This window comes from Delftia acidovorans NBRC 14950, from assembly GCF_001598795.1.
Taxonomy (GTDB): Bacteria; Pseudomonadota; Gammaproteobacteria; order Burkholderiales; family Burkholderiaceae_C; genus Comamonas; species Comamonas acidovorans.
Genome location: NZ_BCZP01000002.1, coordinates 71,887 through 85,455, shown reverse-complemented (window position 1 = coordinate 85,455; position 13,569 = coordinate 71,887). Strand labels below are relative to the sequence as shown.

Annotated in this window: 9 protein-coding genes; 2 read left to right on the top strand and 7 right to left on the bottom strand. The window is 69.3% G+C overall.

From position 1 onward, the window contains the following. Nucleotides 1-17: 17 nt before the first annotated feature. A complete protein-coding gene (gene purU, locus DA1_RS03100; RefSeq protein WP_013804418.1) occupies nucleotides 18-866 on the bottom strand; it encodes a formyltetrahydrofolate deformylase in 849 nt (282 codons plus the stop codon). A 73-nt stretch (nucleotides 867-939) separates the two neighbouring features. Between purU and DA1_RS03095 the strand changes: the two genes are divergently transcribed. Further along, nucleotides 940-2,895, top strand: coding sequence for a putative bifunctional diguanylate cyclase/phosphodiesterase (locus tag DA1_RS03095; RefSeq protein ID WP_174549360.1), 1,956 nt, complete (start codon nucleotides 940-942; stop codon nucleotides 2,893-2,895). Nucleotides 2,896-2,974: 79 nt separating this feature from the next. On the opposite strand, the gene hmpA is transcribed toward DA1_RS03095, so the two are convergent. Next, a complete protein-coding gene (hmpA, locus tag DA1_RS03090) occupies nucleotides 2,975-4,150 on the bottom strand; it encodes an NO-inducible flavohemoprotein (protein WP_034398105.1) in 1,176 nt (391 codons plus the stop codon). Between the two features lie 171 nt (nucleotides 4,151-4,321). Here hmpA and norR point away from each other — a divergent pair, with 171 nt between their 5' ends. Continuing rightward, the gene (gene norR / locus DA1_RS03085; RefSeq protein ID WP_034389993.1) at nucleotides 4,322-5,905 is read left to right on the top strand and encodes a nitric oxide reductase transcriptional regulator NorR; all 1,584 of its coding nucleotides are present in this window, start codon (nucleotides 4,322-4,324) and stop codon (nucleotides 5,903-5,905) included. On the opposite strand, the gene DA1_RS03080 is transcribed toward norR, so the two are convergent. The 5 genes from DA1_RS03080 to DA1_RS03060 all read right to left on the bottom strand — a co-directional run bounded on the left by DA1_RS03080 (nucleotide 5,889) and on the right by DA1_RS03060 (nucleotide 13,499). After that, on the bottom strand, nucleotides 5,889-6,809 hold the full coding sequence (locus tag DA1_RS03080; RefSeq protein ID WP_034389992.1) for a DMT family transporter: 921 nt from the start codon (nucleotides 6,807-6,809) through the stop codon (nucleotides 5,889-5,891). The genes norR and DA1_RS03080 overlap by 17 nt on opposite strands. An 88-nt stretch (nucleotides 6,810-6,897) precedes the next feature. Beyond that, entirely contained in the window at nucleotides 6,898-7,317 is a 420-nt protein-coding gene (locus DA1_RS03075; protein ID WP_034389991.1) for an FKBP-type peptidyl-prolyl cis-trans isomerase, read from the bottom strand. Between the two features lie 33 nt (nucleotides 7,318-7,350). Next, nucleotides 7,351-8,493, bottom strand: a complete 1,143-nt coding sequence (locus DA1_RS03070) for a pyridoxal-phosphate-dependent aminotransferase family protein (protein ID WP_034389990.1) — start codon at nucleotides 8,491-8,493, stop codon at nucleotides 7,351-7,353. 100 nt (nucleotides 8,494-8,593) lie between these two features. Beyond that, nucleotides 8,594-11,887: a carboxyl transferase domain-containing protein gene (locus tag DA1_RS03065; protein ID WP_034389989.1), complete on the bottom strand. Its 3,294-nt coding sequence runs from the start codon at nucleotides 11,885-11,887 to the stop codon at nucleotides 8,594-8,596. A gap of 16 nt (nucleotides 11,888-11,903) precedes the next feature. Further along, complete coding sequence (locus DA1_RS03060) at nucleotides 11,904-13,499, bottom strand: AMP-binding protein (RefSeq protein WP_034389988.1); 1,596 nt, start codon at nucleotides 13,497-13,499, stop codon at nucleotides 11,904-11,906. Nucleotides 13,500-13,569: the final 70 nt, after the last annotated feature.

Sequence of the window (13,569 nt, the reverse complement as noted above, 5' to 3'; positions counted from 1 at the left end):
GCGGCCGGGAGCCGGCTTCAGCGGAAGACCACGGTCTTGTGGCCGTTGAGGATGACGCGGTGCTCGCTGTGCCACTTGACGGCGCGGGCCAGCACCTGGCTCTCGGTGTCGCGGCCGCGGGCCGTGAGGTCCTCCACGGTGTCGGTGTGGTCGGCGCGGGCCACGTCCTGCTCGATGATCGGGCCTTCGTCCAGGTCGGCCGTCACATAGTGGGCCGTGGCGCCGATCAGCTTCACGCCGCGGTCATGGGCCTGGTAGTAGGGCTTGGCACCCTTGAAGCTGGGCAGGAAGCTGTGGTGGATATTGATCGCGCGGCCCGCCAGCTTGGTGCACAGGTCGTTGGACAGCACCTGCATGTAGCGCGCCAGCACCACGAGTTCGGCGCCTTCGGCCTCGATGATCTCGAACTGCTTTGCCTCGGCCTGGGCCTTGGTGGCAGCCGTGACGGGGATGTGGTGGAAGGGAATGTTGTAGCTGGCCGCCAGCTGGTAGAACTCGCGGTGGTTGCTGATGATGGCGCGGATGTCCACCGGCAGCAGGCCGCTCTTCCAGCGAAACAGCAGGTCGTTGAGGCAGTGGCCTTCCTTGCTGACCATGAGCACGGTCTTCATGGCTTCGGCCTTGGTGTGCAGGCGCCACTTCATCTGGTACTGGCCGCCCAGGTCGGCCAGGGCCGCCCTCAGAGCCGCGGGATCGCAGCCGTTGCAGGCAAATTGCACGCGCATGAAGAACAGTCCGGTGGCCGGGTCGTTATACTGCGCGGCCTCTTCGATGTTGCCGCCTTGCTCGAGCAGAAAGCCCGAGACGGCATGTACCAGACCGAGCCGGTCGGGGCACGAAAGGGTAAGAATATAGGCTTGGGTCATAGCGGCGCAATTGTCGCAGCATGGACACGACCCTGCGCAAGTCACACGTTCTGGGAACGTTCTGAGGAACCACATGCAAGATCAGGGAGAGCAGCCCCGAATACCGCTCTGGGGCGCAATGACCCTGTACGTGTGCGCAGGTCTGCTGTGGCTCTGGGGCGTGGAATGGCTGCTGGCGCACCTGCAGATTCCGCCCGAGGCGGCGGCGCAGCGGCGCATGCTGTCCTCGGTGACCCTGGTGCTGGTCACGGCCGTGGGCGGCGGCTGGCTGCTGTGGCGCATGCGCCGTGGAGAGCGCACTGCCCATGCCGCGATGGCCGCCGGGCGGGAGGCCGACGAACGCCAGCGCCTGGCCGCCGCCGTGGTGGACAACACCATGGAGGGCGTGGTCGTCACCGACGCGCGCAGCCGCATCCTCTCGGTCAACAGCGCCTTCACGCGGCTGCTGGGCTATACCGAGCAGGAAATGCTGGGCAAGACCCCGCGCATGTTCAAGTCCGGCCGCCACGACAAGGCCTTCTACGAGGCCATGTGGGACAGCATGCAGGCCACGGGCCACTGGCAGGGCGAGATCTGGAACCGCCGCAAGAACGGCGAGGTCTTCCCCGAGCGCATGTCGCTCAGCGCCGTCAAGGACGCACAGGGCAAGGTTACGCACTACGTGTGCATGTTCACCGACATCTCGGCCGAGAAGGCGCGCGAGGCCCAGCTCGAATTCCTGGCCCACCGCGACATGCTCACCGGCCTGCCCAACAGCGTGCGCTTCACAGCGCTGCTGGAAGACGCCGTGGCCGAGGCGGCCGCCGAGCAGGGCACGCTGGCCGTGATGCTGCTGAACATCGATCGCTTCAAGGACGTCAACGACAGCTACGGCCACGCCATTGGCGACCAAGTGCTGCGCCACATTGCCGCCCGCGTGCACGACTCCCTGGGACCCCAGGACCTCATAGGTCGCATGGCCGGTGACGAACTGGCCGTGCTGTGCAAGGGAATGAGCGAGCGCGGCGACGCCATCGCCCGCGCACGGCAACTGATCGCGGCGGCCGGCCAGCCCTGGAGCTCGCCGGACGGCCTGTCCGTCATGGCCGGCGTCAGCGTGGGCATCTGCATGTATCCCTCCCACGCCGGCAATGCCCAGGACCTGCTGCAGGGCGCGCACGCCGCCGTCTACGGCGCCAAGTCGCGCAGCGGCCGTGCCTGGTGCTTCTTCGAGGAAGACATGACCTCGGCCGCACGCGAGCGCCTGGCCATGGAGGCACGGCTGCGGCAGGCCATAGACCTGGGCCACCTGCGCCTGTACTTCCAGCCCCAGATCGACCTGGCCACGGGCCGCCTGGTGGGCGCCGAGGCCCTGGTGCGCTGGCTGGACCCGGACGAGGGCCTCATCTCCCCGGCACGCTTCATTCCCGTGGCCGAAAGCTCGGGCGTCATCGGCGCGCTGGGCCTGTGGGTGCTGCGCGAGGCCTGCGCCCAGGGCCGGCGCTGGCGCGATCTGGGCCTGCCCGAGATGACCATCGCGGTCAATGTCTCGCTGCACCAGTTCCTGCTGACCGACATCGCCGGCGCCACCGCCGACGCGCTGGCCGCCACGGGCTTCGCTCCGCACTGCCTGGAGCTGGAGATCACCGAAAGCGCCCTGGCCGAGCGCCCCGAGGAGGCCCTGGCCGTCATGCGCCGCCTGCGCGCCCAGGGCCTGCGGCTGGCCATCGACGACTTCGGCACCGGCTACTCCTCGCTCGCCCATCTCAAGCGCTTTCCGCTGGACCTGCTCAAGATCGACCAGGGCTTCATCCGCGACATCCCGCACAGCGCGGACGACATGGCCATCAGCGGATCGGTGATCGCGCTGGGGCATGCCATGGGGCTCAAGGTTCTGGCCGAGGGCGTGGAGACGGCCGAGCAACTGGCATTCCTGCGCGGCAAGGGGTGCGACTTCTTCCAGGGCTATCTGTGCAGCAAGCCCCTGCCCGCACAGGCGTTTGGGGAGTGGGTGTCGGACAACCAGGGCATGTGGGCCGTGCAGGGCTGATCGCCCGATGCACGGCGGGCCAAGGCCCAGCCCCTGCTCCACCACTCAGGCCAGGGGACCCGAGCGAATCGATAGCAAATCAGGCCAACGCCTCCGCCGGCCCAAAGAATTCATAGCGGACCTGCCCTTCCGGCACCCCCAACACCCGCAATGATTCCTTCACCGACCGCATGAACGGCCGGGGTCCCAGGAAATACACATCGGCATCCACTGAAGGCAGCCACTCACCCAACTGCCGGGCGGTCAGCAGTCCCTGTGCATCGACCTCATCGCCCTCCTCCACCCGGTCATAGCAGTAGTACCGGCTGAGCTGCGGATGCACTGCGGCCAGCGCATCCACACGTTCACGGAAGGCATGCACCCCGCGCTCGCGTGCGCAGTGGATGAAAACCACGGGACGCTTGCTGGGCAAGGCCGCATCCAGCATGGGCAGGGTCGGCGTGATGCCCACGCCGCCGCTGATCAGCACCAGCGGACGCTCGCCGGGCTGCAGCGTGAAGTGGCCTGCGGGCGGGAACAGTTGCAGCGTGTCGCCGACCTGGACCCGGTCGTGCAGGAAGTTGGAGACCTTGCCACCCGCCTCGCGCTTGACGCTGATGCGCAGGCTGCGGCCATCGGCGGGCGCGGACAGCGAGTAGTTGCGCCGCTGCTCCTGCCCGTCCACCACCAGGCGCAGGCCGATGTACTGGCCGGGCTGGTGGGCGATGACGGGGCCGCCATCGGCCGGCACCAGGTAGAACGAGGTGATCTCGGCGCTTTCCGCCACCTTGTCCTCGACCACGAAGGCACGCTCGCCGCGCCAGCCGCCCTCGGTCGCCGCCGTGCGGTCATAGATCTGGCGTTCGGCACCGATCAGGATGTCGGCCAGCTGCTGGTAGGCGGCGCCCCAGGCATCGATGACCTCGTCGGTGGCGATCTCGGCGCCCAGCACCTCGCGGATGGCGCGCAGCAGGCAGGTGCCGACGATGGGGTAGTGCTCGGGCTGCACCTGCAGCGCAACGTGCTTGTTGATGATCTGCGCGGGCAGATCGCCCAGGGCTTCGAGCCGGTCGATGTGCTTGGCGTACATGAGCACGCTATAGGCCAGGGCACGCGGCTGGGCACCGCTTTGCTGGTGGGCCATGTTGAACAGGGCGCGCACCTCGGGGTACTCGCCCAGCATGGTCTGGTAGAAGTGGGTGATCAGCGCCTCGCCGCCGGTTTCAAGCAGCGGAACGGTGGATTGGACGATGGCACGTTGGCGGTCGGTCAGCACGGGAAACTCCTTGGGTACGGGGACGGACATGCCCTAAGCGATGCCGGGCATGCCTTGACAAAGGCAAGGGCCGTGCCAGGACTGCAGCCCTTGCAGAACAAGGGTTTGGCGTTTCATGCGTCAATATGACCTTCGTCAAATAGAGTCTTTTTGACAGCGACCGCAGTCTTTATGACCACATCCACCGCCCTGCATGCCCTGACCCCTCTGGTGGCCGACCTGGCCCAGGACCTGCCCGAGCGCGAGCGCTTTCGCCGCCTGCTGGCAGCCCTGCGCGCCGTGCTGCCGGCCGATGCCGCCGCCCTGCTGCGGCTGGAGGGCGAGTGGCTGCGGCCCGTGGCCATCGATGGCCTGGTGCCCGATGCGCTGGGCCGGCGCTTTCGCATTGCCGAGCACCCGCGCTTCGCCCAGCTGCTGGCGGCGGGCCAGGCCATGCGCTTTGCGCCCGACAGCCCGCTGCCCGATCCCTATGACGGCCTGGTGGCCCAGGGCCACGGGCCGCTGGAGGTGCACGACTGCATGGGCTGCGTGCTGCAGACGGGCGGCCTGCCCTGGGGCCTTCTCACGCTGGACGCGCTGGACCCGGGGCGCTTTGCCGACCCGGCCGCGCTGGCGGCGCTGCAGGCCTTCAGCAACCTGGCGGCGGCCACCGTGACCACGGCCGAGCGGCTGCGCCGGTTGGCGCGCAGTGCGCGCGCCCTGCCCGCGCCCGGCGCCGCCCCGGGGGGCGAGTCATCGCGTCCGCTGATCGGCCAGAGCCCGGCCATGCGCGCGCTGCAAAAGGACATCGCCCTGGTCGCGGCCAGCGACCTCAATGTGCTGATCACCGGCGAGACCGGCACGGGCAAGGAACTGGTGGCCCAGGCCGTGCATGCGCAGTCGGCGCGTGCAGGCCGGGCGCTGGTCAGCATCAATTGCGCGGCCCTGCCCGACAACCTGGTCGAAAGCGAGCTGTTCGGCCATGTGCGCGGCGCCTTCACGGGTGCACTGTCCGAGCGCAGCGGCAAGTTCGAGCAGGCCGACCAGGGCACGCTGTTCCTGGACGAAGTGGGCGAGCTGTCCCTGCCCGTGCAGGCCAAGCTGCTGCGCGTGCTGCAAAGCGGCCAGCTGCAGCGCCTGGGCTCGGACCGCGAACACCATGTGGACGTGCGCGTGATCGCCGCCACCAACCGCGACCTGGCCGCCGAGGTGGCGGCAGGCCGCATGCGCGCCGATTTCTTCCACCGCCTGAGCGTCTACCCGCTGCGCGTGCCCGCGCTGCGCGAGCGCGACAGCGACGTGCTGATGCTGGCCGGCTTCTTCCTCGAGGAAAACCGCTCGCGCCTGGGACTGGGCGGACTGCGCCTGCACCCCGCCGCGCAATCGGCCTTGCTCGCCCAGGACTGGCCCGGCAATGTCCGGGAGCTGGAGCACCTCATCAGCCGCGGCGTGCTGCGGGCGCTGAGCCGCGCGCCCTCCACCGCCCCAGCCAGTGGCCGGGCTCGCATGGTCACGCTGGGCCAGGCCGATCTCTGGGATGACGCGCAGCCCCCGGCGACGGCCACCCCGTCCCTGCCCGTCCCACAGGCCGCATCGCCCGGCGCCAACCCCCAAGGCCTGCGCGAAGCCGTGGAGAGCTACGAGCGCCACCTGATCGACGCCAGCCTGCAGCGCCACCACGGCAGCTGGGCCGCCGCCGCACGCGAGCTGCAGATGGACCGCGCCAACCTGCAGCGGCTGGCGCGGCGGCTGGGACTGGTCAGGCAGGACGCCTGAGCGACTTCAGCCACCCATACCCGCTCACCAGCAGCACCCCGGCCAGCACCATCAGTGCCCCGGCCAGGAAGTTGGGTTCGATGGGCTCGCTGAGCAGCCAGGCACCGAAGACCACGCCGAAGATGGGCGTCATGAAAGAGAACACGCCCAGGCGCGAGGCCAGGTATTGCGTGAGCAGCCAGAACCAGACCAGGAAGCTCACGAAGCAGACCAGCACGGACTGGAAGGCCAGGCCGGCCCAGGCCAGCGGCGTGGGCTCGAAGCGGGTCTGGCCCAGCAGGAAGGCGGCGGGCAGCAGCAGCGCAAAGCCGGTGGCCAGTTGGTAGAGCAGGGTCTGCGCGGCGGGCAGCGATGCCAGCCGCGTGGTGCGGATGGCCACCGTGGTGGCGCCCCAGGCCACGCCGGCGGCCAGCGCCAGCAGGTCGCCCAGCAGCATGGCGGCGCCGGCTGCCTTCGAAGGCTTGCCGCCGCCCAGGAAGGCCAGCGCTATGCCGGCAAAGGCCAGTGCGATGCCCAGCCATTGCAGCGGCGCCAGGCGCTCCGAGGGCAGCTTCCAGTGCAGGCCCAGCGCCGCGAACACGGGGGCGGAATACAGGAAGACCACCACATGGGCGGCCGAGGTGTGGTTGATGCTCTCGCCCACCAGCAGGAATTCCAGAGCAAACAGCGTGCCCACGGCCAGGCCCGGGCGCCAGCTGCCGTCGCCCCACTGCACGCGCATGCCGCGCCAGCGCATGAACAGCCACACCAGCACAGCGCCCACGCCCGAGCGCAGCGCGATCTGCAGCGTGGGCGCAATGGCATCGGCCGTGGCCTTGAGCAGGATCTGCTGCAGGCTCCAGATCAGGCACAGCATGAGCATCAGCGCGGCGGCGCGCGCGTCCAGCGGTTTGCGTGAGTCCACGGCATATCCCTTTCAACGACCGTAAAAAAGCCGGCCCGCAGGCCGGCTTTGCATCAGGCGGGGGCTGGCCCGGCCAGCGGGCCGGCCATCACTTGATGCCCAGCAGTTCCACCTCGAAGTTCAGCGTGGCGTTGGGCGGGATCACGCTGCCCGCGCCACGGCTGCCGTAGGCGATGGAGGGCGGGCAGGTCAGCTTGGCCTTGCCGCCGACCTTCATCTTCTGCACGCCTTCGGTCCAGCAGGGAATCACGCCGGTCAGAGGGAATTCGATGGGCTGGCCGCGCGTGATGGAGCTGTCGAAGTCCTTGCCCGTGTCGGGGAAGTAGCCGCGGTAGTGCACGCGCACCGTGTCGCTGGCCTTGGGGCTGGCGCCCGTGCCTTCCTTGAGGCTTTCATAGACCAGGCCGCTGGCCGTGGTGACGGGCTGGGCCGCATGGGCAGCCACGCCGGTCAGTGCGGCGAGCATCAGGCCGCAGGAGGTGGCCAGGGTGGTGAGGGTCTTGTTCATGAGGGTTCTTTCAATGCAATGTTTGCAGCGGGTTCACGCCTTGGCGGCGACACCGATATCGTCCAGCGCTTTGGCGATGTGGCCGACGGTGCGGTCCACGTTGTGCCATTTTTCCAGGCCGAACAGGCCGATGCGGAAGGTCTTGAAGTCCGGGCCTTCGTCGCACTGCAGGGGCACGCCCGAGGCGGTCTGCAGGCCGGCTTCCATGAACTTCTTGCCGCTCTGGATGCCGGGGTCGGTGGTGTAGCTGACCACGACGCCGGGGGCCTTCCAGCCTTCGGCCGCCACGCTGGGAAAGCCGCGCGACTCCAGCAGGGCACGCACCTTGGCGCCCAGGGCGATCTGCTCGTCGCGCACCTTGGCGAAGCCGTAGGCACGCGTCTCCAGCATCACGTCGCGCAGGCGGACCAGGGCGTCCGTGGGCATGGTGGTGTGGTAGGCGTGCTGGCCTTTTTCGTAGCCCTCGGCGATCTGCATCCACTTCTTGAGGTCACAGGAGAAGCTGGAGCTTTGCGTGTGCTCGATGGCTTCGCGCGCACGCTGCGAGAGCATGACCATGGCGCAGCACGGCGAGCTGCTCCAGCCCTTTTGCGGCGCGCTGATCAGCACGTCCACGCCGGTCTTTTCCATGTCCACCCACATGGCGCCCGAGGCCACGCAATCCAGCACGAAGAGCGCGCCCACCTCGTGCGCGGCATCGGCCACGGTGCGCAGGTAGCTGTCGCTCAGCAGGATGCCGCTGGCCGTCTCCACATGGGGGGCGAACACAACCTTGGGTTTTTCAGTGCGGATGGCGGCGGCCACGTCCTCGGCCGCGCAGGGCGCCCAGGGGTCCTGGCTGCCCGGTCCCTGGCGACGCGCCTTGCAGACCACGGCGCCACCGCCCAGGCCGCCTTCCTCGAATATCTGCGTCCAGCGATAGCTGAACCAGCCGTTGCGCACGATGAGCACCTTTTCGCGGTTGGCGAACTGGCGCGCCACGGCCTCCATGCCGAAGGTGCCGCTGCCCGGCACCAGCACGGCCGTGTGGGCGTGGTAGACCTCCTGCAGCGTGGTGAGGATGTCCTGCATCACGCCCGCGAAGCGCTTGGACATGTGGTTGAGCGCGCGGTCGGTGTAGACCACCGAGAATTCGAGCAGACCGTCGGGATCGATATCGGGCAGAAGTCCGGGCATGGGGAGTCTCCAGAGGCAGCGGGGCCTGCACTGCAGGCCCGCCATCATGTTCGTCGGAAAGGCGGCCAGCTTAGCATGCCGTCCGTGGCGTTTTCAGGGCCTACCAGGTGTCCACGAAGCCGGCTTGGGCAGGCGCAACGCGCGCCCCTGCCAGGCCGCGCGACAGCCAGGCGCGCGTGTCGGCGGGGTCGATGACGGCGTCGATCTCCAGCGTGCCGGCCATGTGCATGGCCTCGCCATGCGCGTACTGCTGGGCCAGCAGGCGGTCGAACAGGGCGTTGCGTTCGGCGCCCTCGGGCAGGGCCTGCAGTTCCTTGCGAAAGCCCAGGCGCACGGCGCCTTCCAGACCCATGGCACCGAACTCGCCCGTGGGCCAGGCCACGTTGAACACCGGCGCATGGAAGCTGCCGGCCGTCATGCCCATGGCCCCCAGGCCGTAGCCCTTGCGCAGCACCACGCTGAAGCAGGGCACGCGCAGCTTGGCGGCGGTGACGAACAGGCGGCTGACATGGCGCACCTGGGCGGTCTTCTCGATCTCGGGGCCGACCATGAAGCCCGGCGTGTCCACCAGGCTGACGAGGGGCAGTCCGTGGGCGTTGCACAGCTGCATGAAGCGCGCGGCCTTGTCGGCCGCATCGGCGTCGATGGCGCCGCCCAGGTGGGAGGGGTTGTTGGCCATGAGCCCCACGGGCCGGCCTTCGATGCGCGCCAGCGCCGTGTGGATGCCTGCGCCAAAGCCCGTGCGCAGCATCAGCAGGCTGCCTTCGTCCACCAGATGCGTCATGGCCGCACGGGTGTCATAGGCACGCAGCCGGTTCTCGGGCACCACATGGCGCAGGGCGCGCGTGTCGGGAGCGGTCCACTCCGTGGTGCGGCCCTGGAAGAAGGACAGGTAGTGGCGCGCGGCGGCCACGGCTTCGGCCTCGTCCTCGACCAGCACGTCGATCACGCCATTGGCATGCTGCACGCTGCTGGGACCGATCTGCTCGGGCCGGAAGACGCCCAGCCCGCCGCCCTCGATCATGGCCGGCCCGCCCATGCCGATGCAGCTGGCGCGCGTGGCGATGATCACGTCGCTGCAGCCCAGCAGGGCTGCATTGCCCGCAAAGCAGCGGCCGTGCGCAATGCCGATCACCGGCACCTGGCCCGACAGCGCCGCATAGGCCGCGAAGGTGTGCACATGCAGGCCCGCGACCACGGGCGTGTCGGTGTCACCGGGCCGCCCGCCGCCGCCTTCGGCGAACAGCACCACGGGCAGCTTCTGCGCCAGCGCAATGCCCAGCATGCGGTCGGTCTTGGCATGGTTGCGCGCGCCCTGGGTGCCGGCCAGCACGGTGGCGTCATAGGACATGACGACGGCGCGCGAGCGCTCCTGGCCGAACTGCGCGCCGTTGATGGAGCCCATGCCCGTGACCATGCCGTCTGCCGGCGTGTTGGCGATCAGGTCGTCCATGCTGCGCCGGCGCGTCTGCGCGGCAATGGCCAGCGCACCGTATTCGATGAAGCTGCCTGCGTCGCAGAGGTCGGCGATGTTCTCGCGCGCGCTGCGGCCGCCCTGGGCATGGCGTTTGGCCATGGCCTCGGGCCGGGCAGCATCGCGCGTGAAGGCATGGCGGTCGATGACGCGCTGCAGGTCGGCGCGGATGTGGTCCGGGTCCTGTGCGGACTGCTGCGCGCGTGCGCCGGCCTGCACGCCTTCGGCGGCGGCCAGCACCAGCAGGGGCTGGTCCTGGGCCACATAGGCACCGGACTCAGCCAGCAGTTGGGTGATGGTGCCGGCCTGCGGCGCCAGCAGAACATGCTCCATCTTCATGGCTTCGAGCACGCCCAGCTCGGCGCCTGCGGCCACGGGATCGCCCACGGCCACGCTCCACTGCACGATGCGCGCGGGCATGGGGGCCGTGAGGGCGCCTTCGGGGACGGGCGCGCCAGCAGCCTCGGCCGCCGCCGGAACCTCGGCGGCTACAGCCGTGCGGCGCGCGCCTTCGGCCAGCGCCTGGGCGTCCGCCACCAATTCGGGAAGGGCCTCTTCAAGCCAGCGTGTGTGCACGGCCTGCGACGCCATCTCGGGCCGCCGGGCCAGCGCCTGCAGCAGCGGCAGATTGGTGGCCAGCCCGTCGATGCGGCATTCGTCCAGTGCGCGACGTGCGCGGCGAAGCACGTCTTCAAAGCGCGGCCCGCTGCTGTGCACGATGAGCTTGGCCAGCAGCGTGTCGTAGTGCGGCGAGGGGCTGGCGCCCGCCACCGCATGCGTGTCGATGCGGATGCCGGGACTGGCCGGCCACTGCAGTGTGCCTATGCGCCCGCTGCCGGGGCGCGACTGGCCTGCGGCATCCAGCGTCTCGGCATTGATGCGCCACTGCATGGCATAGCCGCGCGGCGCGGGCGGTGTCCTGGCATCCAGGCCCAGCTCGCCCAGGTGATCGCCGGCAGCAATGCGGATCTGGGCCTGCACCAGGTCGATGCCGAAGACCTCCTCGGTGATGGTGTGCTCGACCTGCAGGCGCGGGTTGGCCTCGATGAAGACATAGGGCAGGGAGTCGGAGGCGGCATCGACCAGGAATTCGAAGGTGCCCAGGCTCTCGTAGCCGATCTCGGCGGCCATGCGCAGCGCGTCGCGCGTGATGCGCTCGCGCAGCGGCTGCGCCAGGCTGGGGCTGGGCGCGATCTCGACCAGCTTCTGGAAGCGCCGCTGCAGCGTGCATTCACGCTCGCCCAGCGCGATGGGGCCTGCGCCGCCGTCGCCCAGGATCTGCACCTCGATATGGCGCGCGCCCGTCATCAGCCGCTCCACATAGACGCCGTCCACGCCGAAGGCGGCGCGCGCCTCGCTGCGGCAGCGCTCGTAGGCGGCAGGCAGGTCCTCGGCGCGCGCCACGGCACGCATGCCGCGCCCGCCGCCGCCGCCGATGGCCTTGACCATGATGCCGCTGGCGCCCCCGGCCTGCTGCGCCTCGAAGAAGGCCTGGGCCTGTTCCAGCGTGACAGCCTCGCTGCTGCCCGGCATCAGCGGCACGCCGCAGCGGCGTGCCAGATCGCGTGCGCGGGCCTTGTCGCCCAGCAGCGCCAGGTGCTCCGGCGCGGGACCGATGAAGCGCAGTCCCGCATCGGCACAGGCCTGGGCAAAGCCGGCGTTCTCGCTCAGAAAGCCGTAGCCCGGATGGATGCCGTCGCAGCCGTGCTCGCGCGCAATGCGCAGCAGGTGGGCGCCGTCCAGGTAGGCCGAGGGGCCGCTGGCGTCCAGGGGCACGGCTGCATCGGCAGCGGATACATGGGGCGCCTGCGCATCGTCTGCGGCAAAGACCGCCAGGCTCGGCACACCCAGCTCGCGCAGCGCGCGCACGATGCGCAGCGCGATCTCGCCGCGGTTGGCAATCAGGATCTTCTGGAACATGGGACTTCGGTCTTTCTCATTGATCGCGCAGCAAGCGACGCAGCACCTTGCCTGCGCCGGTGGCGGGCAGCGCCTCGATGAAACGCACCTCGCGCGGCGCCTTGTAGCTGGCCATGTTCTCGCGCGACCACTGCACCAGGTCCTCGGCCGCGATCTGCTGGCCCGGCCGCGTGACGATGAAGGCGCGCACGACCTCGCCCTTGTGCGGGTCGGGCACACCGATCACGGCGGCCTGGGCCACGGCCGGGTGCTTGATGAGGATGGCCTCCACCTCCTCGGGGAAGACGCTGTAGCCCGAGACCTTGATCATTTCCTTGAAGCGGCCGATGAAGGTCAGGTAGCCATCGGCGTCGATGCGGCCCATGTCGCCCGTGTGGACCCAGCCGTTCTTCAGGGTTCTGGCCGTGGCCTCGGGCTTGTTCCAGTAGCCCTTGAAGTTGCCAGGGCCGCGGATGGTGATCTCGCCCACTTCGCCGGCCGGCAGCGGCTCGCCGGCCTCGGGGTCGATGATGCGCACCTCGTTGCCGGGCAGCGGCTTGCCGTGCGTGCCCCAGCGGATGGCGTCGCCCGGCATGGAGGTGTCCATGGTGTGGGTCTCGCTCAGGCCATAGGCCGCCTCGCTGGAGATGCAGTTCGGGGTGAAGCGCTTCCACTGCCGCGCCAGCTCCTCGGTGTAGGCAATGCCGAAGCTGGTCACCGTGTTGCGGCGCAGCGCGGAAAAGTCCATGGCCTCCACGCCCGGCAGCTGCATCAGGGCCACGTTCATGGGCGCGATGCTGTACCACCAGGTCACGCGGTAGCGCTCCAGGGCCTGGGCCACGGCCAGCGGGTCGAAGCGGTGCAGCAGCACGCAGGTGGCGCCGCTGTGCACGGGCATGTTCACGCCCATGGACATGCCGGCAATGTGATAGAGCGGCGCCACGGCCAGCAGCATGTCCCCGGCGTTCACGCCCGTGGCGCTGGAGGCGCCGGCCGTCTTGCTGGCCGCGTTGCCGTAGCTGAGCATGGCGCCCTTGGGCAGGCCCGTGGTGCCCGAGGTATAGGTCATCAGCGAGACATCGTCCATGGCGACATCGACGGGCACGGGCTTGGCGCCGCTGTGCATGACATCCCAGAACGATTCCACGCCCTCGGGCAGCGGCTGCACGGGGGCCTGCAGTTCGGGCGGCAGCGCCAGCGTGGCCGATTCAGGAAGCCAGTCGCCATAACGCACAGCCAGCACATGCCTGAGCGCCGTGCTGGCGCGCACCTTGTCCACCACGGGCAGCAGCACATCGGCCGCGACGATGACGCGGGCCTTGAGGTCATCGAGCTGGTACTGCAGCTCATGCTCCTTGTTCAGCGGCCCGCAGGGGCAGACGATGGCGCCGACCTTCTGGATGCCGTAGTGCGCCACGATGTACTGCGGGCAGTTGTTCATGAACAGCGCCACGGGCTCGCCCCGGCCCACGCCCAGAGCCTGCAGCCGCGCGGCAAAGGCGTCGCTGGCCGCATCCACCTCGGCCCAGCTGATGTGGCGGCCATACCAGATGTAGGCGTCGCGGCCGGGGTGGTTGCGCGCATTGCGGCGCAGGGCCTCATGCAGGGGAATGAGGGTCTCGGAATCCGCCATGCTTGTCTCCTGGGTGTCTGGCCACCCCGGAACCAGTCCTAAGGGATAGCCTTGATTTGTTTTGGGGTCC

Excerpts from the sequence above, each read along its gene's own strand:
- DA1_RS03075 (WP_034389991.1), bottom strand. The coding sequence starts at position 7,317 with ATGAACAAGACCCTCACCACCCTGGCCACCTCCTGCGGCCTGATGCTC.
- DA1_RS03065 (WP_034389989.1), bottom strand. The coding sequence starts at position 11,887 with ATGTTCCAGAAGATCCTGATTGCCAACCGCGGCGAGATCGCGCTGCGC.
- DA1_RS03060 (WP_034389988.1), bottom strand. The coding sequence starts at position 13,499 with ATGGCGGATTCCGAGACCCTCATTCCCCTGCATGAGGCCCTGCGCCGC.
- DA1_RS03070 (WP_034389990.1), bottom strand. The coding sequence starts at position 8,493 with ATGCCCGGACTTCTGCCCGATATCGATCCCGACGGTCTGCTCGAATTC.
- purU (WP_013804418.1), bottom strand. The coding sequence starts at position 866 with ATGACCCAAGCCTATATTCTTACCCTTTCGTGCCCCGACCGGCTCGGT.
- norR (WP_034389993.1), top strand. The coding sequence starts at position 4,322 with ATGACCACATCCACCGCCCTGCATGCCCTGACCCCTCTGGTGGCCGAC.
- DA1_RS03095 (WP_174549360.1), top strand. The coding sequence starts at position 940 with ATGCAAGATCAGGGAGAGCAGCCCCGAATACCGCTCTGGGGCGCAATG.